Consider the following 26,484-nt stretch of genomic DNA (forward strand, 5'->3'; position numbering starts at 1 on the left):
CAATCACCATCCATTGCGGAATGCGCGATACCCGTAATAGACGTTGACCGAGATCGACGCCGCGGCCCTGTACGGCTTACGCCGAGCATGGAACCTCCAGTTCGCCACATGACGCCTGGGCTTGACCCGGTGCTTGAATCCTCCGCGGTGCCGGGCGAACCTGCTTCGGAACGTCGTGGCTGCCTTTCCGGCCGCACCACGATGCCTCCCGACATACTTGAAACCGCGGACGGGTCGAACCCTCGACCCGATGAGGTCGATCGCGAAGTTTCCTGCCGCCTTGCGCCGCGTGACCCGTCGCCCGCGGTCATCGCCGTGCTTGTACTGATAGTAGTTCCACGCGCCACTGGCGATCAGTGACGCCCCGATCGCAACACCACACGCGCCGGCGGTGGCGACGATACAAGCACCCGCCGCGACGAAGCCGGTCACTGTCGCGGCCCGTCGCAAGAACTTCCGCCAGCCGAAGCGACCGTCAAGATCGAAGCTGTTGACGGGGTCGGTCGGATACGTGTACGCGTTCGGGTTACCACCTGCCACCGGATCAGCGCTCGTGAACAGCCCGGTGACCCGGTTGTACAAACGGACGCCCATGAGCACCAGGCCTGTGCCCAGGGTGGCGCGTTGCTTTGACCCGAGCCAGCCATAGTCGACAGCCCCAGTCAACGAGGTGTTGCTACCGGAGGCGATGCCGTATTCGTCGTAGGAGTTCCAACCGCCGATGCTCGTGGCCACAGCGCCGCCAGTCGGCAATTCAACGGTCGTGACGACGTCCCCGTGAGGGTTGCCGATCGTGAGGTCGGCTGCGCCGGTCTGGTCAACGGTCAGGCTGAGATCGTCACCGATGAGTTCGGCGTAGCGCTGTGTCGTCGCTCCCTGAGCGATCCAGGTGGGGTTATCCGAACTGTCCGTGTAGTGGCGGACGCTCTGCTGCATGCCGGTGACGGACTCGGTGGCGCGACGATCCACCGCGTCCAGGGTGAACGACGTGGTGGTGCCGGCCTGCGTGATGGAGCGCGCCAGATCATTGTCGTAGTAGGCAAGGGTGATGTCGCCGTCCCCGGGGTGCGGTGCGTCCGAGGCAGGCAGGGTGGTGGTGCGGCCCAGCAGGTCGTAGACGTAGTTGCCGGTGCCGTTGGCGCCCGTAGTGGGACGGTCAGCGGTGTCGAAGGCGCGGGTGACCGTGGTCCCGCCTGCTGTGGTGCAGGTACCGTCGGCAGCCGCCGGGGCCGTCGTCTTGCCGAGCCTGTTCTCGTTGCGGTCGAAGATGTAAGTGCGGGTGGTGCAGCCAGGTGTTTCCGCCGGGTCGGTGACGTCTACGCCGGTGGTTGCGGCGGTGCGGTCTCGGACCTGGGTGAGGCGGCCGGCGTTGTCGTAGGTGTAGGCGCGGTCGTATCCGATGGCGTCGCCCGGGGCGTTGTCAGCGTCGCCGGTGAAGGCGGAGCCGTCGGGCGTCCACTCGCGGGCGATCCGGCCGGTGACGTCGTTGTCGAGGGACCACGACAGCCAAGGTCCGTCTGGGTCGACCGTTGTCGAGCCGTCGTCGTTGAGGTTGGTGACCTGGCCGGTGTAGCGCAGGCCGACCGGTTCGCCGACGTTGTCGAAGTCGTTGTACTGCGTGATTCCGCCGGGCAACTTCTGGGTGGTCAGTGAACCGTCGGCGTCGTAGGCGCCTGTAGATGTCCAGGTGGACCCGGCGGTCGTGACCTCCACCTTCGTGGCGACACCTCGGCGCTCGGCTTTGCCTGCGGCATCAGTACCGTCATAGGTGTAGCGGGTGGAGCCGTTCGCGTCGCTGACAGTCGCAACCGATCCCCCGGCGTCATAGACGGTCGTGGTGACCTGCTCGCCGGACGGTTGATAGGTCGTCTGTCGCCCCCAACCGTCATAGCCCGTGGTCACGCTCGTCGTCGACCCATCCGCTGCCTTCGCAGTGACGACCGTCGGCTCCCCCGTGTTCGGGTCATAGCTGGTCGTCTTCTCGGTGTTGGGAGTCGAGCCCGCCAGACCACTGACCGTGGTCTTGGTGGTTTGAGTACGGCCGTCGAGGAGGTAGGTCGTGGTGCTGGTGCGCGTCACCGAACCCGACGTCTCGACCACTGTCTTCGGGGTCAGAAGCCAGGTGAGGTCGCTCGTTGTCGTCATCGGCATCGTCGGCATCGCACCGGTGGCGGACGTCGGCGCCGCGGCCGGATAGGTCTTGCAGACCAGGCCGGCCCACTGCGGTTTCGCACCACACTCCGGGAAGCTCGAGTTGGCGGCTGCCGCGTAGTAGACGGTCTTGGTCGTTCCCGCGTCCGCGCCGTTCGAAGCCGGCTGACGGCTCTCGATCGCGCGGCCTTCGGCGTCGAAGCGGGTGAGCTTCACGATGTCGCCGGTGCTGTTCGTGCCGTCGAGGTCGACGTCGGTGATGGTCTTGCCGGCCTGACCCAGGGCCCAGCCATCAGTATCGCCCGGGACTGAAGGGCCGTAGTCGGTGAGCGACTGCGAAGTCAGTTCGAGATCGGTCCCTGTTCCCGGGTCGTGGGCGTAGGACGCCGTCTTGGTCAACAGTCGATAGGGCAGATTCGTTGCCGGGTTGATGCCTGCGTTAGGCGCGCCTTCGTCGAACGTCATGCGACTGTGGGCGCGAATCCACTTGATCGTGCCGTCCTTCAACGCCGCGAAGCGCGACGGGCTGTACGTGTCGGTCACGAACGTGCCGGCAGGCGTCAGCACGGTATCGCCCCCGGCGTTCCTGATCTCGCTGTTGTAGACCATCAGCGAGGCGACCTGATCCACGGATGCGCCCGACGGCAAGGAGCCGTCGATTACCGCACGGAGGGCGCGCTCGTCGAGTTCGCGGACGGTGTTGCCCTGCTCGTTGTAGTCGGTGGACGTGTACTGCCAGTCGCCGGCGCCGTACTTGGCGGTGTTGATCGTGTAGCCCGAGGCGTCGGTGTACTGGAGGTCGGCGTACTGCCAGTCGTCCGTGGTTGGCGAACCACTCAACGGACGGTCCGGGCCGAAGACCGCGAATCCGTTGGTGGGCGTGGCTTTCTGGTTCCAGCGGGCTACCGACGTGGCGGACAGATCGGGCAAGCCCGCACCTGACAGCGGTACGTCGTACACGAACTTCGCGAGGGTCGCCGTACCGCCGGTCGGGTCGCCGGTTGGGCGGTCGCGCTTGACGGTGTCGAGCTTCTCACGCTGGTCGACGGTGACGTAGTCCAGTTGGAACGGGATCTGGCCCGCGGGCTTCACCGACGTCAGGTGGTTCGAGGTGTTGTAGCCGTACTCCGTGCTCAGGTTGGAGCGCGGGTCGGTGACCTTCGTGAGTCGGCCGTTGCCGTCATAGGTGTAGTTCGCGACCCGGGTGGAGTCCATCGCGGGACCGCCGGCCTTGTCCGGGTTGTAGATGTCGAGCCATGCCTCGGTCAGGCGAGCGCCGCCGCCGATGGTGCTGTAGACGAAGCGGAGTGCGCGGCAGCCGGGGTTGAGGGTTCCCGTGGCCGGGCAGGTGACGCCGGGTGGGGCCGGCGCGAGGATGCGAGAGATCTGACCCGCGGCGGTGTAGGAGTAGGTGGTCTTCGAGGCGACGCCGGGCTCGGCGATACCAGCCGGGCGGAACAACGTCGCGGCGGACGCACTGGGCACCGCCGCGGGCGTCCAGGTGGTGACAGTGCCGTCGTCCTCGGTGTAAGCGATGACCGTGGCGGCGCCCACGCCGGTGATGGCCAGTTTGGAGCCGTCCAGGTCGGTGTCCTCGTCGGCCGGGACCCATGTGCCGGTGGCGAAGGCGGCGGTGGTGCGGCGCTGGCCGTTCGGGGATTCGAAGATCAGCCCGGTACCGTCTCCGTCGACCAAGGCGATGGTGCCGTCGATGCGGGTCGAGTCGACGATCTCCATGCCTGCCGCGCCCGCGTCGGCGCCGTCGAACTGGCCGACCCAGCCGGGGCCGAAGACACTGCTGACGGTGTTCGGGGCGCCGGCGTACGTGGCGTGGGAGCGGGAGATCGACAGGTCACCGGTGTAGCCCGGGACGGAGATGTCGGTCGAGTCGGTGTTGAACTCGCCGGTCCACAACGCGACCTGGCCGGGGCCGGCCTCGGCGGTGGGGAAACCGTTGCCGAAGGCATGCGGTACCCGCTGGCTCGTCGTGTTGGGGGTTTGCGACCAGGTGCACTGGCTCGATGAGGCGTAGGTGATGCAGACCTGGATGTCGAGGAGAACCGGGACGCGGTCGTTCAGAGTGGTGGGCTGCACGCCGGCGGTGTCGAGGTCCGAGTCGACGTTCGCGTCGATCTTCGCGTTGCCGGTGTCCCACAGGCCGGTGACGCGGATGCCGGCGGAGCCGTTGTCGGTGACGGTCAGCGGGCTCTCGTCGGTGTTCCAGCCGACCGTGTCGTGCTGGCCGTCGCGGCCGTAGCCGGACAGGCGCCAGCGGACCTTGGCCGTGGGGACCGCGGACTGGCCGCGTGGTGGGCCGGAGGCGTCGATCTTGATCGTGCTGGTGGTGGTGATCCGTGGGTTCGCCGTCGGCGTGGCCAGGGAGGAGCCGCCCCAGCCGAAGCTGTACGACGAACTGGCGGACAGGCGGCCCGCCGGGGACTCGGCCTGGACGGAGATGCGGTGCAGGCCGGGGGTGGTCTTCTTGATGGTCACCGTGGTCTTGGCGATCGCGGGATCACTCGACGGGTTGATCTTGATCTGGCCGGCCGCGCCGCCCGGGAAGTTCGTCACGTACGGCTGGCCGTCGACGGTCGCGCGGACGTAGCCGGGGGCGGAGAAGCCGGTGCCGGTTGCGGTGATCGTGCAGACGATGTCGCTTGCCGGGGCGGTGTCCTGCCAGGAGTTGATGCCGTACGGCGCGGGGCAGGAGATCGTCGGTGCGGCCGGCTGCTGCGAGCCCACCCGGACCGGGCTCCAGCCGGACCAGGCCGAATCCTTGCGGCCGTCGTTCGACTTGGCCTTGACGTAGATCGCCGTGTTCTCCGGCAGGTTCACGTTCGGAGTACAGCCTGCTGTGGTGCCGGAGGGGTACACGGCCGACGTACAGGTCGCCTTCAGGCTGGTCGGGCCTTCCGGGCTGGTGTGGAACTCGAAGATGTACTTGACCGTGTTGCCGTCGGCATCGGTCGCCTTGGTCGACACCCAGGGCTTCAGGTACGGCGAGTAGAGCGCGCTGGTACCACCGGGCGGGGCGTACCCGACGGCGGAGACGAAGGTCGGGATCGCCGGCTTCGCGGGCGGGCGGTTCCAGGTCATCGTGATGTACGGGTCGGCGATGCCGGCGGTCGAGTAGAACTTCTTGTACGAGTTCGCGTCCTGCTCGTTCCCCGCGGTGAGGGCGAGGCCGCCGGTCGGGTACGACGCGGTCGACCAGGCCTGCGCGAGGCCCGTCATCGGGATGGAGATCCGGCCACCCGGGCACGAGCCCGAGAACCCCTTCGCGGACGACACCGTGCCGTAGACGCCGCCGATGTCCGGCTGGGAGGTCCAGCGCGAAGCAGTCGTGGCGGGGGTGGCCGAGCGGGCGACGACGGCGCTCGGAGTACAGGAGAGCGAGGAGTGCTGCCACAGCGAGAGCGACGCGGACAGGATGTCCTTGCCGGCGAACTGGGCAGTGGTGAAGTTCAGGAACGATCTGGCCCAGAACGACCCGTCATAGCCGACCTGCAGATCCGTGGAGTTCGACTGGTCCGTGGTGACGCCGGAACGGATCCAGGTGTCGAAGACGGCCTTCGTCGTACCGGTCACGTACGTCGGGTCGACGGTCACCGGGAACACCCTGGCCGGATCCATGAACCACTTCGCGTCCGGCGCGATCACCAGGGTCGCCTTCCCGCGCGACACCTGCTCCACCGTCACCTTCACGGTGGCCTTGTTCACCGGGTCGCCGTTCGGCTTGGTCACCGTGTCCCACATGTAGCCGACGGGGATCGTCGATCGCACGACGTTCCTGGCGTCGACGAACTCGATGGAGCCGTCGGACAGGGAGCGCGGGGTCAGGCCCTTGGTGCGCAGCGGGATCCGGAAGACCGGGGCGGTGGCTGGGCGTTGCTTGACGATGAAGTCGTTCTCGAAGCCGTTACGCCGCGCGTCCAGGACGAGGTCGACGCCCGGTTGGACGTCGGCGTACGTGGCCTTGGTGCCGTTCACGGTTGGCTCGGGGAGCTTCCAGGGGGAGATCCACTCGACCTGGCGGCCCGGTCCCGAGGTCGCCGAGGCGAAAACCTGGCCGGTGGCGGCGTTGCGCTTGCCCAGGCGAAGGCCGTGCTGGTGGCTGCGCGGGGCGATGGTGCCGTCGAGGTTCTTCTGGAGCGTCAGGTCGATCGACTGCCAGCCGCCGTTGGCGGTCTTGAAGCGGATCGGTGCGGCGTGGGCGTCGGTCGTCATGGTCCCGTCAGGGTTCGACCAGGTCGTCGACGTCTCGGTGCGCATCGACTCGACCTCGACGCGCGTGCCTTGGGCCCGAGCCGTCACCGACGCGGAGATCACGTCGGGACGCGAGGCCACCTTCTGCACTGCCGGCTTCGGGTCCTCGGCCGGGGCCGCGGCGGCAGGTTGCCGCGTTTCCAGGGCCGTGGCCAGCAAGGCGAACGACATCACGGCGGCGACGACCCGGGGGAACTTCTGCACCCGGGCACGCTGAGAACGATCCAGAACAAACACTGCGCAACTCCCCCACGCTCACGCTGACCTGAGGCGGCACGGCGACGGGACGATCGCCGCGCGGGCCAGCGACCGCTACATCGGCGGTCGCGCGGAGGCGTTACCGAATCTGCAACAAGCTGCAATTTGCGACGGAGGCCTTGCTGAAGAAGCCGTCGCGGGCGGGTCTGCTCAGCGAGGCGGGAGCTGGGACCGGTCGCGTTCGTGGCGGAGGTAGAGGCCGGTGGCGGTCGAAACGCTGGTGAGGAGCCAGACCGCTACTCCGGCGTCGTCGGCTACGCCGATGATCGGTAGGAGTTCGGGGAGTACGTCGATCGGGGAGACGAGGTAGAGCAAGGCGAAGCCCCAGAGGGCCATTCGGCTGGTTGGTAGGCCGGGGTACTCGCCTCGGCGGGCGGCGCGCAGGAGGCGGGGTAGGGCGCGGGCTCGTTCGAAGACGTCGCCGATGGGCTCCGGCTCGCCCCTGGCGGCCCGGCGGCGCCGCGCGCGGGATCGGCGGAGGAAGCCGAGGCCGACCACCCCGGCGCCGACCAGGAGCAGGCCTGCTCCGACGCCTGCCGCCGGGAGGCCGATGACGTCGGCATCGCGAAACGCCAAGGTCGCCAGCCCCATCAGGCCCAGCAGTCCACCGAAGAACACCATTCATCAACTCTAGTCGCGCCGACCGTACGGGCTACTCGGCGGCGAGGCGGATGTGTTGGGCGAGGGCCTTGGTGGGTGGGGTGGGGCGGGAGGTGGAGTAGCAGAGGAGGTGAGAGCGGGTGGACCAGGTGTCGGTCAGAGGGCGGATGTCCAAGGAGGGGTTGCGGTCTACGGAGCGGAGGGGGGCTATGGCTAGGCCTACGCCGGCGGTGGCGAGGGCGATGAGGGTATGCATGGTCGGGACGAGGGTGCGGTAGCGCGGGGCTGGGGCGTGCGGGCCCAGACGCTTGTCCATCCAGCCGCGGAGGGCGGAGTCGAGGTCCAGGCCGATCATGGGGTGTTCGGCGACTTCGGCGTACGACATGGCTTGGCGGCCGCTGAGTACGCCGCCGGCCTGGCCGATCACTACCAGGGAATCGTCGGCGAGTGGTTCGGTGCGGAGGGTGGTGGAGCCGGACTCGTCGTCGACGACGATGCCGAGGTCGGCCTTTCCCTCGGAGAGCAGGCGAAGCGACTGTGGGGTTCGCTGCTCCGAGACAGTGACGTCGTGCTCGGGATACTCGCGCAGGAAGGAGGCGAGGGCAGCAGGTACCACCCGGTGCATGGCAGAAGCGCCCGACACCAGGACCAGCGGGCGGGAGCGAGACGCGGTGTAGCTCGCGACCGCGCTGTCGAGACGAGCAGTCTGAGCCAGTACTTCGCGCGCGTGGCGGGCCAGCGTCGTACCGGCTGGGGTTGGGCGCACTCCCCTGCGTTCCCGGATCAGCAACTGCACTCCAGCCTGCGACTCGAGCGCCCTGACCCGCGCGCTCGCCGAAGGCAGACTCAAATGCATCTGGGCGGCACCAGCCGTGATCGATCCCTCAGTCACCACATGTACGAAGAGCCGCAGATCGTCCAGGTCGTAGCGCATATCAGCAGCCTATGCCTCTGCCTTAGGCTGAGTACGCAAATCGCGCATTGTGGATCAACCCGGCCGCACCTGATGCTCGGAGCATGCCCCAGCTCCTGATCGTGTTGCTCGCCGGTGTCGCGGCGGGCGCGCTGAACTCCGTCGGCGGCGGCGGGAGCTTCCTGGCGTTCCCTGTGCTGGTCGCAGCGGGCCTGACGCCGGTGACGGCGAACGCGGCGACCACAGTCGCGCTGTTGCCGGGCGTGCTCGCGAGCCTGTGGATCTATCGAAACGACCTCATCCCGCTCCAGCGAACCTCGACCGCGGTACTGACGGGGATGACAGTCGCAGGCGGCGCGCTCGGCGCCGCCCTCCTCCTACTGTTGCCATCGGCATCCTTTGAGACGCTCGTCCCCGGCTTGCTGGTGTTCGCGACGCTGGTACTGATCTTCGGCCGGCGGATCGGCCGACGAGTGCGGGCGACGCGAACGAGGACGATTCTGCTGGGGCAGTTCGTGCTGGCGATCTACGGCGGGTACTTCGGCGGTGCGGTCGGGCTGCTGATGGTCGCCTTCTGGAGCGTCGCCGCAGGCCTCGACCCGGCGAAGGGCAATCCGCTGCGGATCGCACAGCTCGCGGCCGCCTACCTCACCGCGACAGCCATTTTCCTGGTCGCCTCCGACGTCCTCGACCGACCACACGAACTGTCCGTCCTGATCGCCGGCGCGTTGGTCGGCGGCCTCACCGGCGCCGCCGTCGCCCGCAAACTGCCCGCTCGCGTACTCCGTGCGCTCGTGCTGACCTCGGCGATCACCGTGACCGCCGCCTACCTGGCGACATGATCAGCGACGAAGCCCTGGCCCGGCTCGCGGTCGCCTGGGAAGCCTGCCAACTGTCCGAGGCGGCGCGGTTGATCGTGTCCGCCGAAGATCCGATCGCGCAGGCCGATGAGGTGCTCGAGGCCGCCCAGAGGTTCACTCAAGCCATCGCCGAGCTCGCCCAACAGCACGGCACGAAGTGGCAGCCCGAGCCGCGCACGAACGACGACGGTTGGTGGCGGACGAACCTCCACCACCACCCCGAAGAAGCAGCGCAGGACCTCGACGACTGGGCGATCCGCCACCAGGACGGCGAAGACCTCGACTCCGCGCCGGTCTCCCGCCACCTGCACTGACGCACAGTCCGGTAAAGGTTCCCCCAACAGCCGTAACGCTCGGCTTCGTGAGCCGATAGGCGGACGGAGCGAGAACCACCGGTTCTTGCCATCAGCACATTCCTGGGAGTTCTGTTGCGTCTGCGACTCATAGCACCGGTGGCCCTGGCTGCTGTCGGACTGACCTCGGCCCTGGCGCCGGCCGGTGCCGTGGCGAACGCCACCGCGGAGCCGTCCGTGTCGGTGCTCACGCCGGTGATCGACAGCACCATCGGGATGGGCGACCTCCCGGTGAAGGTGGCAGTCGATCTCGGCGGTGCCGCCTCCGGCCGGCTGGATGTCACCCTCGGCTACTACATCAGCGGCCAGACCGACATCCCTGCCGGCAGTTGCGACAGCGGCTGCGAGGTCACCGTCACCGTGAAGATCGGCGACTGGGAGCACCCCCGGCCGGTCTTCGGCTACCACCTGCTCTCAGCGAAGCTGACCACTTCCTCAGGAGCAGAGACCTCTGCCGGCGGCCAGGTCTACTTCAGTGGCCCGGTCGCGGTTGCCGAGGTCCGGCATATCCGAGACAGCCAGGTGTACGGCGAGGCCGTGGTCGACGCTGACGGCACCTTCCGGGTGAGCACGCAGAACCCTCCGGGCGACGCCGTCGCCGAGGTCCGGCTGGTCGACTCCGCCGGGGTGGCCCACCTGACGGCATCCGCGCCGTTCACGGCCACCCGGGGAGTCGCGCACGACGCCCTGTTCGACCTGGACTTCCAGGCTGTTCCGAGCGGCTTGTACCGCCTGCAGACGAGGAACCGCGGTACGGACGGCTTCTACGGTTCGGGCCAGGAGGCCTACGTCCGGGTCAACCACGTGGACCCGGCGGTCTTCGATGCCGCCGACGACAAGCCGCTGGTCGTGGGTACGGCCGGGTTCACCACCAACGTGAAGGTCCAGAGCCCACTGCTCAGCGGCAGTAAACCCAGCACCGTCCAACTGACGGTCGACGGCGTCAACCGCACGACCTCGCTGACGCCGACCTGGCAATCCTGGAACTGGCAGACCCCCGGCCTCGCTCAGACAGTCCACGTCACCATGGACGGTCCCCAACTCGCTCTCGGCACGCACCAGCTGACCCTGAAACTGCTCGATACGACCGGCCGACTGATCGGCAAGCCCGTTGAGCGGACAGTCGAGGTCTCGGACTTCAAGGTCTCGGTGACCGCACCCACGCTCGTGGTCGGCCGCAGGTCCCCGGTCGCGCTCAGCGTCGACGCGCCCGCCGGCCGCCTGCTCAGCCGCTGCGACGTTCAGCTCAGCGCGCCCGGCTACAGCTACGCGGTCGGCTCGTGGTGCGCCCCCAGACGCCGACCTTGCGGGTCTCGCCATTGGTGACCCCTGTCGTCGCAGGCGTGAACACCTTCTCCTTCTACATCCTGGACAACTACCTCGATGGCCGGTCCTACGGCCGCCCGGTCACCGTCTACGCCGCCCGCCGCGCATCGGTCTCCGCGCCGGCCGTCCCGTACGGCGGACGCGGTACGGCGAAGGTCGTCGTCCAGGACGCTCGCAAGGCCAATGTCTGGACCGCGAGCCCTGCCGGGATCACCGTCTACCTGCAGCGCCAGACCGTCGGTACGACGCGCTGGGTGACGCTCGGATCGGCCAAGACCGTCACCGGGGGCATCGCCTCGATCCCCTTCATCAGCGCCACCAACGGCGCTTTCCGGGCGGTGCTCGCGTCGAGCGTGCCGGCGGAGACGCTGATCAGCCCGGCGATCGGCGCGGTGTCCAGCGCGGTCGTCAGCTGGCGGCTCGCGCCGCGCACCGCGATCCGGGGCAGGGCAGTCACGTACGAGGTCGCGGCCGTGCCGTACGACGTCGGCGCGCTCGCGCAGCTTCAGGTCCGCAAGGCCGGTGCCACCAAGTGGACCACCGTCAAGAGTGTGGCGGTGCCGACGACGAGGATCGCGAGGTTCGCCTACGCGTTCCCCAGCGCGGGTTCCTGGTCGGTCCGGGTCTACCGGCCGGCCACCAAGCAGCACGCCATGGGTCTGTCGATGGCGGTCGCCGTCGCGGTGAAGTAGACGCAGTGGGCGTCCGAAGAACCTTGGGACCTGAGGTCCTTCGGACGCCCGGTATATCCGGCAGCTCAGTCGATCAGGCCCTCGACGATCGTGGTCATCCGGTCGACGGGGATGGCGAAGCCGATGCCGATGTTGCCGGAGCGGCTGGAGGAGCCGAGGGTGGCGATGGCCGTGTTGACGCCGACGACCTGGCCGGCCGCGTTGACCAGCGGACCGCCGGAGTTGCCCGGGTTGATGGCGGCGTCGGTCTGGATCGCGGTCTGCCGGGTGCCGCCGTCGCCGAACCGGGCCTGGCGGTTGACGGCGCTGACGATGCCGGCCGTCACTGTTCCCTCCAGCCCGAGCGGTGAGCCGACGGCCAGCACCGGGTCGCCCACCTTGAGCTGCGACGACTTGCCGAGCGTGAGCGCGCGCAGTCCCGAAGGGTCCCCGCTGACCTGGAGAACCGCCAGGTCGTTGTTGGCGTCGACGCCGAGGATGCGCGCGTCCAGGGAGCGCCCGTTCGACAGGACCACTGACACATTGCGGGCTCCTTCCACCACGTGCGCGTTCGTCACCACGTGTCCCTGCGTGTCGATTGCAAACCCCGAGCCGGTCGCCTGACCCGCCCGGACCGACACGACGCCCGGCAGCACGCTCGCCGCGGCGGCGGCGATCGACCCCTGCGCGGCCGCGGGTGGCGCCTCCGCCTGCGGGATCTCCACCGGAGCGCTGACCGCCGGGGTATCACCCCAGTTGCCGGTCACCGCCCCGGCGAGACCACCCGCCAGGACCGACAGGGCGATCCCACTGGCCAGGATGCGACCAGTACGGCGTACAGGGGGTTTGACCGTCACCCCGGCCTGAGGTGCCGCGGCCGGAGAGGGGGGTGCCGGCTGGGCGGAGGCCGGGGTGACGGAGAAGGGGATGCCGACCGGTGCCTGGGGCCCGGCAGGCGGGGCGGCAGGAGGTGGACCGGGTTGGTAGTGCGGCCCGCGGAAGGGATGGCCTAGGTGTGGGCTCATGAGTGGCTCCAAAGGCTCAAGGCAGGCGCGAGAACCACAGCAGCGAGGCCAGGCCGGCCAGCAGTGCCACGGCCAGGGCGATTCCCGCCACCAGGTTGGTGATCTCGCGTTCCTCGGTGGTCCAGCCGATCGACGACTGGAGGTCGGAGTAGACGTTGCGCAGTTCCTCGTCGCTCTCCGCGGAGTAGAAGGAACCGGAGGTCGCGTCGGCCAGTCCGCGCAGGGACTCGGCGTCGGCGGGGACCGGGATCGACCGGCCTTGGAGCTCGACAGTGCCTTCGGGGGTGCCATAGGCGATGGTCGAGACCGGTACGCCGGCCTCGGTCGCCGCGGTCGCCGCTTCCTCTATCGGCCGGCCCGAGGTGTTGCCACCGTCGGACAGCAGCACGATCCGGGTCGGAGGCGGATCCTCGGCGGCATCGGCGTCCAGCGACCGGACGGCCTGCAGGCTCGTCATCACGGCCTCGCCGATCGCGGTGCTGTCGGTCAGCGTCAGCCCTCCGATCGCGTCCACCGTCGCCTGGTGATCGGTGCTCGGCGGCGCGACGACGTTCGCCGTACGGGCGAAGGAGACCAGGCCGACGTTGAACTGCTCCGGCAGGCTCTGGACGAACTCGGTCGCGGCAGCCTTGGCCACCTCGAACCGGTTCGGCGCGACGTCGGTGGCGGCCATCGAGTTCGAGATGTCCATCGCGACCACCACGGTGGCGCGTTCCCGCGGCACCCGGATGTCGGCGACGGGCCGGGCGATCGCGATCGTGAGCACGGTCAGCGCCGCGAGGAACGCGAACGCCGGCGCGTGCCGGCGCCACCCGGGCGACTTCGGCGCGACCTTCTCCAGCATCGGCAGGGTCGCGAACCGGACGGCGTACTGGCTGCGGCGGCGTTGCGCGAAGACGTAGGCCACGACCAGAGCCGCGACGATCAGCAGCAGCCAGAGCCACAGCGGTTGCTCGAATTTCATCGGATACCGGTCCTTGCTCCAGGTGTTCGGCGGGTGGTGGCGCGGCGGCGGGCGGTGGCGAAGGCTGCTACGTCGCGGACCCAGTCGTTGTCGGTGCGCAGCACCAGGTGGGCGGCGCCGGCGGCGCGGATCGCCTGGGTCGTCTGGTCACGGTGCTCGGCCATCGCGGCGGCGTACCGGTCGCGCAGCCGCTTCTTGCTGGTCTGTACTTCGCGCCGCCGGCCCGTTTCGGGATCGACCAGCGTGAGCAGCCCGACCTCGGGCAGTTCCAGTTCGCGCGGGTCGAGCACCTCGACGGCGATCACCTCGTGCCGCGCGGACAGCCGGCGCAGGGCGGCGGCCCAGCCGTCGCCGGGCGGGGCGTGGAAGTCGGAGACGACGACCCGCAGGCCCGGCCGCGGATGTTCGCGGTTCAGCCGGGTGATCGCGCGCGCCAGGTCGGTGTCCGGGTGTTCACCCGGCGTTGTCCTGGGCAACGACAACAGCGTCCGCAGCGTCCGCCGGAGCGCGGCGGCGCCGCCCACGTCCGGGATCCGCCGTACTTCGTTGCCTAACGCAACCCGTACGCCGAGCCGGTTGCCCGGCCGGTCCGCGAGCAGCCCGACGGCACCCACGATCGCGACGGCCAGGTCCCGCTTCTCGCTGAGCGCGGTACCGAAGTCCATGCTGGCGGAGGCATCCACCAGCGCCCAGGTCTCCAGTTCGCGCTCGGCCAGCGGCGCCCGGACGTGCGGTTCGAGCGAGCGGGCAGTGACGTTCCAGTCCATCCGGCGGACGTCGTCCTGGCCCGCCTGGTAGGGCCGTGCCTCGTTCGGTTCACTGCCCGGGCCGCTCCGCAAGCCGGTCATGTCGCCGTGCAGGAAGCCCTCGAGCTTCCGCTTGACCGACAACTCCAGCGTGCGGAGCGCCCGTTCCCGCCCGGCGAGCAGGTCGGGACCTGTCATGCCGCTGACCCCTGCTGATCGGCCGGTACGACGTGCGGCTGCTCGATGGCGTGCAGCACCCTCGACACCACCGCGCGCGGGTCCACCCCGTCGGCGAGGGCGTCGAACGTGAGCACCAGGCGATGCGCCATCACATCGTGAGCCACGTCGTACACGTCGACCGGCAGTACGTAGTCCCGGCCGCGCAGCAGCGCGAGGGCCCGTCCTGCCGCGACCAGGCCGAGCGTGGCCCGCGGGCTGACGCCGAACTCCAGCACGCCGCCGAGATCGTCGATCCCGTACTGCTGTGGGGCCCGGGTCGCGTGGACCAGCCGGACGACGTACTCCGCGACCGCGTTGTGCACGAAGACGTCTTCCGTCGCCTCCTGCAACTCGCTCACCATCGCCGGCGTCAGTACCGCGTTCGCGTGCGGCCGGTGTGAGCTCATCCGCTGCAGGATGGTCAGTTCTTCCATCGGCGTCGGGTAGTCGACGGTGATCTTCAGCAGGAACCGGTCCCGCTGCGCCTCGGGCAGCGCGTAGACGCCCTCGGACTCGATCGGGTTCTGCGTGGCGAGCACCAGGAACGGCTCCGGCAGCGGGTAGCTGACACCGCCGATGCTGACCTGGTTCTCGGCCATTGCCTCGAGCAACGCCGACTGGACCTTCGCGGGGGCACGGTTGATCTCGTCGGCGAGCACCAGGTTGGCGAAGATCGGGCCGAGTTCGGTGTCGAAGCCCTCGGCCGAGGGACGCCAGATCCGGGTGCCGACGATGTCGCCCGGGACCAGGTCGGGGGTGAACTGCAGCCGGGCGAACCGGCCGCCGATCACCTCCGCCAGGGTCCGGACGGCCAGCGTCTTGGCGACGCCCGGCACACCTTCCAGCAGGCAGTGACCGCGAGCCAGCAGGCCCACGAGCATCCGCTCCACCAGTTGGTCCTGGCCGACGACGACGCGCTTCACCTCGAAGAGGGCGCGCTCGAGAACCGCGGTCATGAGGCCTCCCGGTCCGGACTGAGGAGCGCAGCGAGCGCAGCGACCGGAGTGACGAGGGAAGGCCGGGAGTTGAGCCTCATGACCCGCCGTGCCGGAGGCGCGGCCATGTATACGGTCATGCGTTTTCCTGGGGGTTGCTCTGCTCCGGCTGAGTGGGCTGGGAGCCCTCGGCGCCGGGGGTCTGGGTGCCGGAGCCGTCCTTTTCGGGGCAGTCGCGGCCGTCGCGCTGGGCGCCGGTGCCGTTCTGGCCCTGGCCGGGTCCGGTGCTCGGGTCGGCGCCGGGGGTCGTCGCGCCGTCCTCGATCGTGACGTAGCCCTGCTCGGGCGCCGGGTCGTCGTTGCCGGCCGCATACGCGACGCCGCCGACGCCGAGCGCGGCGGTCGCGATCGCAGTGCCGAGCAGGAGACGCTTGCCGGGGAGGTTCATGCTGTTGCTCCTTCGCTGTGTCGCTCTGTGGGGGATGCTGGGCTCCACATCATCAGGACGGCCCGAAAACGACGGGAAACCCGAACGAAAGTCCAGCGAAAGCGTTGGCTGGCACCTGCAGCCGGCGCGGCTACCTTGGTCTCGTGCGATTACTGGTGGTGGAGGACGAGGAAGGCCTGGTCAGCGCGCTGCGCTCGGGACTGGGCCGGGCCGGCTATGCCGTGGACACGGCCGAGAACGGCGCCGTGGCGATGGAGAAGCTCGCGTCGACGGCGTACGACCTGGCGATCCTGGACATCACCCTGCCCGACACCAGCGGCCTCGACCTGTGCCGCGCGGTCCGGCGGGGCGAGATCGAGGTGGCGTCGGGACGGGAGTTGCGGGTGCTGATGCTGACCGCGCGGGCGTCGCTGGCCGACCGGGTCCGCGGGCTCGACGAGGGTGCCGACGACTACCTGACCAAGCCGTTCGCGCTGGTGGAGCTGCTGGCCCGGATCCGGGCGCTGCTGCGTCGCGACGTGACGAACGGGACCACCCAACTGCACGTCGGGGATCTCGTCCTGGACAGCGCGCGACACCTCGCCACCCGGGCTGGTCGAGAGTTGCCGCTGACGTTGAAGGAGTTCGGCGTACTGCGGTATCTGATGTCGCGGCCGGGGCACGTCGTCTCGGCCGAGGAACTGCTCGAACACGTGTGGGACGAGAACGCCGACCCCTTCACCCAGAGCGTCCGGGTAACGGTCGGGACGCTGCGGCGCAAGCTCACGCTCGACGGCGAGGAACCCTTGCTGGAAACGGTGATCGGACGCGGCTACCGGCTCAGAGGTGAGACATGAGACTGCCCGCCTGGACGCAGACGATCAGGTTCCGCCTGACACTCGCGTACTCCGCCGTTCTCATCGCGTTGTCCGCGCTGGTCCTGGGCGGCCTGTACTTCGCGCTCTCGGCCTACCTGGATCCGAAACCACTCAACCCGGTCACCGTCAACAAGACCTACCGGGACCACAGCGGCGAGATCCAGATCAAGCCGAACCAGACGTTCCAGGCCGCCGATCTGGCGAGTTTCGAGTCCGCGGTGAACTACGCAACCCTGCAGAGGTTGAGGAACTACTCCGCCACCGGCATCGGCGCGCTCTTCCTGGTCAGCCTCGGCACCGGTTGGTGGCTGTCCGGCCGCGCGCTCCGGCCGGTACGGCAGATCACCGCGACGGCGCAGGACATCTCCGCGACCGACCTGTCCCGGCGGATCGCGCTCGACGGCCCGAAGGACGAGCTGCGGAACCTCGCCGACACCGTCGACGACATGCTCGAGCGGCTCGAATCGGCGTTCGTGGCGCAGCGGCAACTCGTCGACGACGCGTCCCACGAGCTCCGCAACCCGCTGGCAGTGATCCAGGCCAACGTCGACGCAGTACTGGCTCATGACGACACTCCGCCGGAGGACCGCACCCAGGCGACCGCGATCGTCAGCCGGGCGATCCAGCGGATGACGCGGCTCGTGGAGGATCTGCTCGCGTCGGCGCGGCGGTCGTCGCCGGCCTTCGTGGACGCGGACGTGGATCTGGCGGGGATCGCGGGTGAGGCGGCAGAGGAGTACGCGTTGCTGGCTTCCGATCGCGAGCTTCGCCTCGTACGCCGTTTGGCGCCCGGGCCGATCGCCGCCGGGGACGCTCAGGCTCTTCGCCGGGCGGTGGACAATTTGCTCTCCAACGCTGTGCGGCTGGCTCGGGGTGGGAGTGAGTTGGTCCTGGCCGTCGGGAGTCGCAGCGGCTGGGCGTGGATCGCGGTCCGCGACGAAGGTCCGGGGATCGCCCACGAGGACACCGACCGCGTCTTCGACCGCTTCTTCCGCTCCGGCCAACGCCAACCACCCGCCACCGTCGCCTCCACCGGCCAACGCCGCGCAGGTCTCGGCCTCGCCATCGTCCGCCAGATCGTCGAATCCCACGGCGGCACGGTAGCCCTCCACTCCGAGGTGGGCATCGGCTCCACCTTCATCCTCTGGCTCCCCGAACGCTCCCTCACCAACACCACCCGGCGATCTCCCACTCCACCTACGGAAGACCCGCTCGGTCCTCGGCACTAGGTGGCGATTCCGGGGTGAGACTGTGGCCCTGGGCAACTTGTCGCCAGACTCGGAGGTCCGGTCTCAGCTCGAACTAGCCAGGGCGGTCGAGCAGCTGCCGGGCGAGCACGGCATGCCAGGAGGTAAATGACAAGCGCTGGGGCGTGGAAGGTGCCAGGATGCCGGCATGGTTGCGCGCGCGTTGAGCTTCGGGGCGGTTGCGGAGGCGTACGAACGGTTCCGGCCTGGCTACCCCGTGGAACTCCTCGATCTGGTGCTGGCGTACGCCGGTGGGCCGATCCGGACCGCCCTCGAGTTCGGCGCCGGGACAGGCAAGGCAACGCGCCTGTTCGCGCAGGGAGGGATCGCGGTCACGGCCACCGAGCCTGACGCGGCCATGCTCGCGGAGATGCGCAAACACCTGCCGGCAAACGTCACAACCGTGCAAGCCGCATTCGAGGACTTGCCGCCGGATTCGTCGTACGACCTGGTGTATTCGGCTGCCGCGCTCCATTGGACCAACCCTGAAGGCCGGTGGGCCCGGATGTCCGCACTCGTCGAACCGGGTGGCGTGTTCGCCTCGTTCGGTGTACCGATCCAGCTGGCCGACCCGGACCTCAAGGAGGCCGTGCGCGCGGCACGTGCGCCGTACCTGGAGGACGACGGCGTCCCGTCGCCCGACGGCACACCCGCGGATCGCCCGATGCAATGGCCCGGCACGGAGCTCCAGCAGTCCGAGTGGTTCACCGATGTCCGGCAGTCGGTGATCGAACGGCGCCTGACGATCAGCGCCGACGAGTACATCGGACAACTCTCGACGGTCTCGGCGTACGTGATGCTCCAGCCCGCCGACCGGGAGCAGGTCTTCCGCCGAATCCTCCAGGTCCTCCCCCAAACGGTGGAACTCAACGCCGAAGTCCATGCCCACCTCGCCCGCCGCCACCACTAACCCGACGCCCGCGCGACGGCTACCTCATTGAACCTGTCAACCGGCACCGAACGTTGCTGAGGGTTGGACGGCCGTCGATGTGCCGGCCGGCCTGCAAATGGTGTCGGGGTCGTGCACCTGCAGCCCTGTCCCGATCGACAGCCGTAGGAAGTCGGCGGGCTAGTCTTCCGGCTCTGAAGGCTTGGGGAACAGCTTTGCGGTGCCAACGCCGAGGCCGATGATCCCGCCGAGTAACCAGATGGCTGACATCCAGTAGCCCGAGCCCCAATCGGCGACCTTCAGCCGGTAAGGATCCTGCGGGTCGTAGACGATCTGGATCTCCTGCCCGACCTCGGCGTCGAAATACTTGCCTGTGCCGGCCTCGATGGTCTCGCCGGTCTTGGTCGCGTAGCGCACCTCGATGCGGGCGTTCCTGCCGTGGCTTTCGTCGAGCACCTTCGCGTTCCGTCGGTCAGGTCCAGTTCTTGCCGGCTGCGAGTAATGGGCGGGTGCCGGCCAGCACCGCGGCGTAGCGTTCGCGGACCTGAGCGGCGTCCGCGTCGGACATCGCCGAGGACTCGGGCTTGCCTGCGGCGACCTCCCAAGTGGGCAGCTCGCCGGTGAGGGCCCAAGTGGCCTGGCGGGCGGCACCCAGCGCGACATACTCGCCCGGCTCCGGCAGGACGACAGGCGCACCAAGCAAAGCAGGCGCAAGAGCCTGTACTGCGCGCGACCGCGCGGCTCCGCCCAGCAGCAGGACCCGCTCGACCGGGAGGCCTTGCGTTCGAAGGGCGTCGACCGCGTCGGCCAGACCGCAGAGCATGCCTTCCACGGCGGCCCGGGCCATCGTGGCCGGCTGGGCCGTGGCGCGGGTCAGGCCATAGACCAGGCCCGTCGAGTGCGGTAGGTCAGGGGTCCGCTCGCTGTCCAGATACGGGAGCATCACCAGGCCCTGGCTGCCCGGGGAATTCAGCGCCGCCTCGTCGAGTTCGGCTAGTTCCAGGCCGAGGAGTTGGGCGGTGGCTGACATCACGCGGGCCGCGTTCAGTGTGCAGACCAACGGCAGGTAGCCACCGGTGGCGTCGGCGAAGCCGGCGACGAAGCCGCTCGGGTCTGTGGTTGGCGCGGTCGAGCGAGCGAACGCAGTACCGCTGGTGCCCAGCGACACCGCGACATCGCCCGGCTGCAGGTCGAGGCCGAGGGCGGCCGCCATGTTGTCGCCGGTGCCGGCGGCCAGCGCGACACCCGAAGCGGTCCGGCCGACGATCTCGGCCGGTTCGGCGACGCGGGGAAGCTTCAGCGAGCGGCCGAAGGCGAGCTCGACCAGGTCGGGGCGGTAGGAGTTCGAGGTCGGCGACCACCAGCCGGTGCCGGAGGCGTCACCGCGGTCGGTGGTGAGGTCGTCGATGCCGGACCGGTCGGCGGCTAGGCGATGCGTCATCCAGTCGTGCGGCAGCGCGACCGCCTCGGCCCGGGCGGCCGCGTCGGCAGCGGCGCCGCGAACCCAGCGGAGCTTGGTGACGGTGAAGGACGGCACCGGGACGGAGCCCGTCGCCGCCGCCCAGGCCTCCGGACCGCCGAGCTCGGAGACCAGCTCCTGGGTGGCGTCGGCCGAGCTGGTGTCGTTCCACAACACTGCCGGGTGGACGACCTCACCAGAGCCGTCCAGCAGGACCATGCCGTGCTGCTGACCCGCGATCGAGATCGCCTCGACCCCGTCGAGCAGGCCGTCGGACGCGATCTCCCAGGCCTTCCACCACTCGGCCGGATCCACCTGGGTGGCGTCGGGATGCGGCGCGCGGCCTTCCCGCAGCACCTCCCCGCTCGCCGCGTCGACCACCACGACCTTGGTCGCCTGGGTGGAACAGTCCACTCCGGCGACCAGTCTCTGCTCAGTCATCTCAGGGCCCCTCTCGTCAGCAAGCTGGGCCAACGGTAACCGCTCTCACCCAGGCGCGCTCCCCGTTGTCCACAGGGCTACGCGGTCCGCGCCTCGAGCGTCGCGCGGGCGCCGCGCTCATGCAGCGAGGACAGGGCCGACCTGTACGCCGCGACGAAGCGCTCGTCACCGGCCAGGTTGCCGAACAGGTCGGGGTCGGAGATGAAGACGAGCGGATCCTCGCGGTTGTGCTGCGCCCGCTCGACCAGCTTCTCGCGGAGCCGGTCGACGACCTCGATCGGCCGGCCCTGCTCGTCCGAGCCTTCGGCGTACCGGGCCCAGGCCGCGACCACCAGTACGGAGCGCTCGATGCCACGGCCGGCGGCGAGTTGCTCCCGGACGACGGGCAGCAGCCACTTCGGGATCCGGTCCGAGCTCTCCGCACACAGCCGCGCGAGCGTGTCCCGCACCTCCGGGTTGGCGAACCGCTCGATCAGCTTGTGCTTGTACTGGTCGAGATCGACGCCCGGCACCGGCGGCAGCGTCGGCGCACCCTCCTCGTCCATGTAGCCGAGCAGGAAGTCCATGAACAACTTGTCCTGGCACACCTCGTGCGCGTACCGATAGCCGGCCAGATATCCCAGGTAGCACAGCGCTTGGTGACTCGCGTTCAGCAGCCGCAGCTTCATCAGCTCGTACGGCTCGACGTCCTCCACCAACTGCACGCCGACTTCCTCGAACGGCGGCCGTTCCCCGCCGAAGTCGTCCTCGAGCACCCACTGGGTGAACGGCTCGCACACCACCGGCCAGCCGTCCTCGATCCCGAACCGCTCGGCCAGCGCCGCCTTGTCGGCGTCCGCGGTGACCGGGGTGATCCGGTCCACCATCGAGTTCGGGAACCGCACCTCGCGCTCGATCCAGTCCGCCAACTCGGCGTCCTTCAATCGTGCGTACGACGTCAGCATCTTCTTCGCGACGTGCCCGTTGCCCGGGATGTTGTCGCACGACATCACCGTGTACGCCGGTACGCCGGCCGCCCGCCGCCGGGCGAGCCCCTCGACCACCAGCCCGAACGCGCTGGTCGGCACCGCCCCCGGCTGCAGGTCGTGCTGCAGGCCGGGATCGGACGGGTCGAAGTCACCCGTCGTCTGGTTGACGTGGTACCCGCCCTCGGTGATGGTCAGCGACACGATCCGGGTCGCCGGATCCGTCATTCTGGCCAGCACCGCCTCGGGGTCGTCCGGCGCGTACAGGTACTCCACGATCGAGCCGATCACCCGCGGCTCCAGCGTCCCGTCCGGGTGCTTGATCACCAGCGTGTACAGCCCGTCCTGCGCCTGCAGCACGTCCCGCATCCGCTGGTCCGGCGGCATCGTGCCGACCCCGGAGATGCCCCAGTCGAGGGCCTTGCCGGAGTTCATCAACTGGTCCAGGTACATCGCCTGGTGCGCGCGATGGAACCCGCCGACGCCGAAGTGCACGATGCCCGGGCGGACCGCAGTACGGTCGTACTCCGGTACGCCGACCTGGTCGCCCAGGCTGTCCACAGTCGCCGAACTGAGCTTGTCCACCGTTTTGTCCTCCGTCACTTGACGGCCCCGAGCGACAGGCCCTGGACCAGCTTGTCCTGAGCGGCGAATCCCGCGATCAGCACCGGCAGCGACACCACCAGCGACGCCGCGCACACCTTGGCCAGGAACAGGCCCTGGCTGGTGACGAACCCGGTCAGGAACACCGGCGCCGTCTGCGCCACCGTACCCGTCAGCACCCGAGCGAAAAGCAGTTCGTTCCAGCTGAAGATGAAGCAGATCAGCGCCGCCGACGCGATCCCCGGGGTGACCACCGGCGCGACCACCGAGCGCAGCGTACGGACCAGTCCGGCACCGTCGACCGAGGCCGCCTCGAGGATCTCCACCGGCACCTCGGCCAGGAAGCTGCGCAGCATCCAGACCGCGATCGGCAGGTTCATCGAGGTGTAGAGCACGATCAGCAGCCAGATGTTGTCCAGCAGCCCGACGCTCTGGGCGAACAGGTAGATCGGCAGCAGGCCCGCGACCACCGGCAGCATCTTGGTGGACAGGAAGAAGAACATCACGTCCGTCCACTTCTTCACCGGCTTGATCGACAGCGCGTACGCCGCCGGGAAGGCCAGCAGGATCACCAGGACCGTGGACAGGATGCTCGCGGTCAGCGAGTTCGCGATCGACGGCCAGGGTCCGGTGTCGAAGAACGCCCGGTAACCGTCGAGCGTCAGCGGCGCCCCGATGGCCGGCGGGTTCTTCGCCGCGTCCTCCTCGGCGTGGAACGAGGTCAGCGCCATCCACAGCACCGGCAGCACGAACAGCGTGCCGACGATCCAGGCCAGCCCGGACAGCGCGATCCCACCGCCGCGCTTCTTCTTACCGGTCACGATCGTCACGTCGCGGGCGCTCATCGTCCCTCCTCCTTGAACAGCGTGGAGACCGACCGCAGGGCGAACGTCGCGATGATGATCGTGCCGATCACGACGATGACACCGGCGGCCGAGGCCCGGCCGTAGTCGTGCGCGGTGTAGAAGGTCTGGTAGATCGTGTACGGCAGGTTCGCCGTCCCGAGGCCGCCCGAGGTGATGGTGAAGACGGCGTCGAAGTTCTGCACCACGTAGATCGAGCCGAGCAGCGCGCTGAGCTCCAGGTACTGCCGCAGGTGCGGCAGCGTCATGTAGCGGAAGATGTCCCACTGGCTGGCGCCGTCGATCCCGGCCGCCTCGATCACGTCCAGCGGGCGGCTCTGCAGCCCGGCCAGCAGGATCAGCATCATGAACGGGGTCCACTGCCAGACCAGCGCGAAGATCACCGACCACAGCGGCTGATTGCTGATCCAGTCCGGCTGTGGCGCGTTGTCCCCGAAGATCCAGGTCAGTACGCCGTTGAAGAGCCCGTACTCCGGGTTGTACAGCGCGTGCTTCCACAGCAGCGCGGCAGCCACCGGCACCACCAGGAACGGCGTGATCATCATCGTCCGGACCACTCCGCGACCGCGGAACTTCCGGTCCAGCAGCAGCGCGATCCCCAGCCCGAGCAGCAGGCTGATCAGCACCACCGCGGCGGTCAGCAGGATCGTCACCACGATCGCCTGCCGGGTGTTCGCGTCGGTGAGCACCCGACGGAAGTTGTCGAACCCGGCGAACCCGCGCTCGTCGGGGTAGTAGGCGTTCCAGTCCATGAAGGAGGTGATGATGGTGACCACGAACGGCAACTGGGTGACCAGGATCATGAACACCAGCGCGGGCAGCAGCGGTGCACGCCGGGCCCAGTCCCCGGTGCGGCGCATCAGCGTCCCCTGCGTGCCACCAGGCGGCGCAGCGGCATGACGGCGGCCCGGCCGGGCCTCGGCTTCGACACTCATGACGTCTCCCTCACTTCGCTTCTCGTGAGCGATAGCGCTCAGCTACGTCGTCGGCGAGCTCCTGCCCGCGTTTCAGTGCCTCGTCGACACTCATCCGGCCCGCGATCGCCGAGCTGACGTCCTGGCTGACCTGGGTGCCGAGATCGGGGAACTCCGGGATGTCGACGAACTGGATCCCGATCGCCGGCCGCTTCTGCACGCCGGGGTTGCGCGGGTCCGCGGTCTCGATCGCCTGCTTGGTCGGCTCCGCGAACGCGCTCGCCTCCTGGAGGTACTGCGGGTTCTCGTACGTCGAGGCCCGCTTGCCGGCCGGGACCCGGGACCAGCCGAGCTCCTGCCCGACCAGTTCCTCGTACTCCTTGCTGGAGGCCCACGAGATGAACTTCCAGGCGTTGTCCTTCTTCTTGCTGGCCTCCTGGATGCTCCAGGACCAGGCGTAGAGCCAGCCCGAGCTGTCCGTCTTGACCACCGGCGCCGGTGCGTAGCCCATCTTTCCCTTCACCGGGGAGTTCGGCGCCTCCAGCGAACCGGCCGCCGACGTCGCGTCGTACCACATCGCCACGTTGCCCTGGACGAGGTTGTTCAGGCACTCGGTGAAGCCTGCCTGCGGTGCGCCGAGCTCACCGTGCTCGCGGACCAGGTTCACGTAGAAGTTCGTCGCCTCCTTGAACTCCGGCGCGTCCACCTTCGCCTGCCAGTCCTCGGTGAACCAGGTGCCGCCGAAGGTGTTCACCACCGTGGTCAGCGGCGCGAACAACTGGCCCCAGCCGGGCTGGCCGCGCAGGCAGATGCCGCGCATGCCGGGCTGGGCGTTGTCCACCTGCGCCGCGATGTCGGCGACCTGCTGCCAGGTCGGCTTGGCCGGCATCGTGACGCCCTTGGCCGCCAGGATGTCCTTGCGGTACATCAGGAACGACGACTCGCCGTAGAACGGTTCGCCGTACACCTTGCCGTCCTCGCCGCTGAGCGACTCGGTCATCGACTCGAGCACGTCGTCCTGGTCGAACGACGAGTCTGCCGCGATGTAGTCCGACAGGGGCGCGATCCACTTGCTGGTCGCGTAGATCGGGATCTCGAAGTTGCTCAGCGAGGCGACGTCGTACTGACCGGCCTGGCTGGAGAACTCCTGGCTGATCTTGTCCCGGACGTCGTTCTCGGGCAGCACGGTGTAGTTCACCGTGATGCCGGTTTCCTTGGTGAAGTGGTCCGCGGTGAGTTTCTGCAGGTCGACCATCTGGGGGTTGTTCACCATCAGCACGTTGATGCTGTCGGCACCACCGCCGCCGGCGCCGCCGCCCCAGCCCGCGCAGCCGCTGATCAGGCCGGCCAGGAGGAGCGCGACGGCTCCACCTCCGATGCGCTTCCGCTGTCCAAGCACGAGCTACTCCTTCGTTCCGTGGGCCTGATCGCCGGACTCGCTCATATGAGCAGCACCCTGCTCACAACTGAGTGAACCCGGAACGGATGTGCCTGTCAAGGGTCTGTGCAACACTAGGGCGCAGTCGTGCTCATTTGAGCGGGGAGGTTCTGATGGAGCCGAGCAGCCATGCCTTCGGGCCGTCACAGCTCGTCTTGACGGCGTCGATCGCACGCCGGTACTACGTCGACGGCCGGTCGAAGGTGGAGATCGCCGACGAGTTCCGGCTGAGCCGGTTCAAGGTGGCCCGGCTGCTCGACCAGGCCCGCAGCAGCGGCATGGTGCGGATCGAGATCAGTCATCCGGGATCGATCGACATCGACCTGTCGGCAAGGCTGCAGGAGGCCTTCGGCCTGCGCCGCGCGATCGTGGTGGACACGCTGGAGGAAGACCCCGCCGCACTGCGCGTGCAACTGGGCAAGGCGGCCGCCGACCTGCTCTCGGAGATCGTCACCAGCGACGACGTGCTCGGGCTCGCCTGGGCGCGCGCGGTCACCGCGATGACCGACCAGCTGACCTCGCTGGCGCCGGCGCCCGTCGTACAGCTGACCGGTGCGTTGACTCGGCCGGACGTGGAAGCGAACTCGGTCGAGCTGGTGCGGACCGTGGCGAAGCTGTCGGGCGGACCGGCGTACCTGTTCTACGCGCCGTTGGTGGTGCCCGATGCCGCGACCGCGCGGGCGTTGCGGCAGCAGCCCGAGGTCGCCGACGCGATCGGGCACTTCGACTCGGTGACCAAGGCGGTGGTCGGTCTGGGCTCGTGGACGGCCGGCCAGTCGACGTTGTTCGACGCGATGGACGACGAGGCGTGCGACCAACTGCGGCGCCGCGGCGTGGTCGCCGACATCTCCGGCGTCTTCGTCACCGCGGCCGGCGAACCGGTGCAGACCCGGGTCACCGACCGGGTGATCGCGATCACCGCCGCGCAGATGGACGCGATCGACGAGGTGATCGCGATCCCGTACGGGATGGCGAAGGTCGAGGCCGTTCGCGCCGCGGTCCGCAGCGGCCTGGTCAACGGGGTCGTCACCCACGCACCGCTGGCAAGGGCGCTGCTGGCCGAGACCGACTGA

The 26,484-nt window shown here is 69.0% G+C and carries 22 protein-coding genes; 8 read left to right on the plus strand and 14 right to left on the minus strand.

Annotated features, from left to right (window positions below; all coding sequences use genetic code 11):
- Positions 1-3: 3 nt before the first annotated feature.
- From ABD255_RS04045 to ABD255_RS04055, 3 genes are all read right to left on the minus strand, one after another.
- Positions 4-6,621 carry an RHS repeat-associated core domain-containing protein gene (locus tag ABD255_RS04045; protein WP_344209850.1) on the minus strand — a complete coding sequence of 2,206 codons (6,618 nt, stop codon included), beginning with the start codon at positions 6,619-6,621 and terminating at the stop codon, positions 4-6.
- Between the two features lie 204 nt (positions 6,622-6,825).
- Positions 6,826-7,296 carry a YkvA family protein gene (locus ABD255_RS04050; RefSeq protein ID WP_344209852.1) on the minus strand — a complete coding sequence of 157 codons (471 nt, stop codon included), beginning with the start codon at positions 7,294-7,296 and terminating at the stop codon, positions 6,826-6,828.
- A gap of 31 nt (positions 7,297-7,327) precedes the next feature.
- A complete protein-coding gene (locus ABD255_RS04055) occupies positions 7,328-8,209 on the minus strand; it encodes a LysR family transcriptional regulator (protein WP_344209854.1) in 882 nt (293 codons plus the stop codon).
- A gap of 83 nt (positions 8,210-8,292) precedes the next feature.
- Here ABD255_RS04055 and ABD255_RS04060 point away from each other — a divergent pair, with 83 nt between their 5' ends.
- The 4 genes from ABD255_RS04060 (at position 8,293) to ABD255_RS04075 (ending at position 11,419) form a co-directional block, all read left to right on the plus strand.
- Positions 8,293-9,030 (plus strand): sulfite exporter TauE/SafE family protein, encoded by a 738-nt coding sequence (locus ABD255_RS04060; RefSeq protein ID WP_344209856.1) that lies wholly within the window; start codon positions 8,293-8,295, stop codon positions 9,028-9,030.
- Positions 9,027-9,362 (plus strand): hypothetical protein, encoded by a 336-nt coding sequence (locus tag ABD255_RS04065; RefSeq protein ID WP_344209858.1) that lies wholly within the window; start codon positions 9,027-9,029, stop codon positions 9,360-9,362. The genes ABD255_RS04060 and ABD255_RS04065 overlap by 4 nt, the downstream gene beginning before the upstream one ends.
- 114 nt (positions 9,363-9,476) lie before the next feature.
- Entirely contained in the window at positions 9,477-10,727 is a 1,251-nt protein-coding gene (locus ABD255_RS04070) for a hypothetical protein (RefSeq protein ID WP_344209860.1), read from the plus strand.
- Positions 10,728-10,744: 17 nt separating this feature from the next.
- Complete coding sequence (locus tag ABD255_RS04075) at positions 10,745-11,419, plus strand: hypothetical protein (protein ID WP_344209862.1); 675 nt, start codon at positions 10,745-10,747, stop codon at positions 11,417-11,419.
- 65 nt (positions 11,420-11,484) lie between these two features.
- Here the strand turns inward: ABD255_RS04075 and ABD255_RS04080 are convergent, their stop codons facing one another.
- The 5 genes from ABD255_RS04080 to ABD255_RS04100 form a co-directional block, all read right to left on the minus strand.
- Entirely contained in the window at positions 11,485-12,423 is a 939-nt protein-coding gene (locus ABD255_RS04080; RefSeq protein WP_344209864.1) for a S1C family serine protease, read from the minus strand.
- Between the two features lie 16 nt (positions 12,424-12,439).
- A complete protein-coding gene (locus ABD255_RS04085) occupies positions 12,440-13,387 on the minus strand; it encodes a VWA domain-containing protein (protein WP_344209867.1) in 948 nt (315 codons plus the stop codon).
- A complete protein-coding gene (locus tag ABD255_RS04090) occupies positions 13,384-14,331 on the minus strand; it encodes a DUF58 domain-containing protein (RefSeq protein WP_344209869.1) in 948 nt (315 codons plus the stop codon). Before ABD255_RS04090 ends, ABD255_RS04085 begins: the two co-directional genes overlap by 4 nt.
- A complete protein-coding gene (locus tag ABD255_RS04095) occupies positions 14,328-15,308 on the minus strand; it encodes an AAA family ATPase (RefSeq protein ID WP_344209871.1) in 981 nt (326 codons plus the stop codon). Before ABD255_RS04095 ends, ABD255_RS04090 begins: the two co-directional genes overlap by 4 nt.
- Positions 15,309-15,423: 115 nt before the next feature.
- Positions 15,424-15,735, minus strand: coding sequence for a hypothetical protein (locus ABD255_RS04100; protein ID WP_344209873.1), 312 nt, complete (start codon positions 15,733-15,735; stop codon positions 15,424-15,426).
- A gap of 143 nt (positions 15,736-15,878) precedes the next feature.
- Between ABD255_RS04100 and ABD255_RS04105 the strand changes: the two genes are divergently transcribed.
- The 3 genes from ABD255_RS04105 (at position 15,879) to ABD255_RS04115 (ending at position 18,749) form a co-directional block, all read left to right on the plus strand.
- On the plus strand, positions 15,879-16,571 hold the full coding sequence (locus ABD255_RS04105) for a response regulator transcription factor (protein ID WP_344209876.1): 693 nt from the start codon (positions 15,879-15,881) through the stop codon (positions 16,569-16,571).
- Positions 16,568-17,821, plus strand: coding sequence for a sensor histidine kinase (locus ABD255_RS04110; protein WP_344209877.1), 1,254 nt, complete (start codon positions 16,568-16,570; stop codon positions 17,819-17,821). Before ABD255_RS04105 ends, ABD255_RS04110 begins: the two co-directional genes overlap by 4 nt.
- A 166-nt stretch (positions 17,822-17,987) precedes the next feature.
- Entirely contained in the window at positions 17,988-18,749 is a 762-nt protein-coding gene (locus ABD255_RS04115; protein ID WP_344209879.1) for a class I SAM-dependent methyltransferase, read from the plus strand.
- 159 nt (positions 18,750-18,908) lie between these two features.
- On the opposite strand, the gene ABD255_RS04120 is transcribed toward ABD255_RS04115, so the two are convergent.
- The 6 genes from ABD255_RS04120 to ABD255_RS04145 form a co-directional block, all read right to left on the minus strand.
- A complete protein-coding gene (locus tag ABD255_RS04120) occupies positions 18,909-19,184 on the minus strand; it encodes a DUF3592 domain-containing protein (protein ID WP_344209881.1) in 276 nt (91 codons plus the stop codon).
- A 16-nt stretch (positions 19,185-19,200) separates the two neighbouring features.
- Positions 19,201-20,628, minus strand: coding sequence for a xylulokinase (gene xylB / locus ABD255_RS04125; protein ID WP_344209884.1), 1,428 nt, complete (start codon positions 20,626-20,628; stop codon positions 19,201-19,203).
- A gap of 77 nt (positions 20,629-20,705) precedes the next feature.
- Positions 20,706-22,178: a mannitol dehydrogenase family protein gene (locus ABD255_RS04130; protein ID WP_344209887.1), complete on the minus strand. Its 1,473-nt coding sequence runs from the start codon at positions 22,176-22,178 to the stop codon at positions 20,706-20,708.
- A 14-nt stretch (positions 22,179-22,192) separates the two neighbouring features.
- The gene (locus ABD255_RS04135) at positions 22,193-23,041 is read right to left on the minus strand and encodes a carbohydrate ABC transporter permease (protein ID WP_344209889.1); all 849 of its coding nucleotides are present in this window, start codon (positions 23,039-23,041) and stop codon (positions 22,193-22,195) included.
- Positions 23,038-23,994, minus strand: a complete 957-nt coding sequence (locus ABD255_RS04140; RefSeq protein ID WP_344209891.1) for a carbohydrate ABC transporter permease — start codon at positions 23,992-23,994, stop codon at positions 23,038-23,040. Before ABD255_RS04140 ends, ABD255_RS04135 begins: the two co-directional genes overlap by 4 nt.
- Before the next feature lie 10 nt (positions 23,995-24,004).
- On the minus strand, positions 24,005-25,372 hold the full coding sequence (locus ABD255_RS04145; RefSeq protein ID WP_344209893.1) for an ABC transporter substrate-binding protein: 1,368 nt from the start codon (positions 25,370-25,372) through the stop codon (positions 24,005-24,007).
- A 152-nt stretch (positions 25,373-25,524) separates the two neighbouring features.
- Here ABD255_RS04145 and ABD255_RS04150 point away from each other — a divergent pair, with 152 nt between their 5' ends.
- Positions 25,525-26,484 carry a sugar-binding transcriptional regulator gene (locus ABD255_RS04150; protein WP_344209896.1) on the plus strand — a complete coding sequence of 320 codons (960 nt, stop codon included), beginning with the start codon at positions 25,525-25,527 and terminating at the stop codon, positions 26,482-26,484.

The sequence above is a fragment of the Kribbella sancticallisti genome (genome assembly GCF_039530625.1).
In the GTDB taxonomy this organism is placed as follows: Bacteria; Actinomycetota; Actinomycetes; order Propionibacteriales; family Kribbellaceae; genus Kribbella; species Kribbella sancticallisti.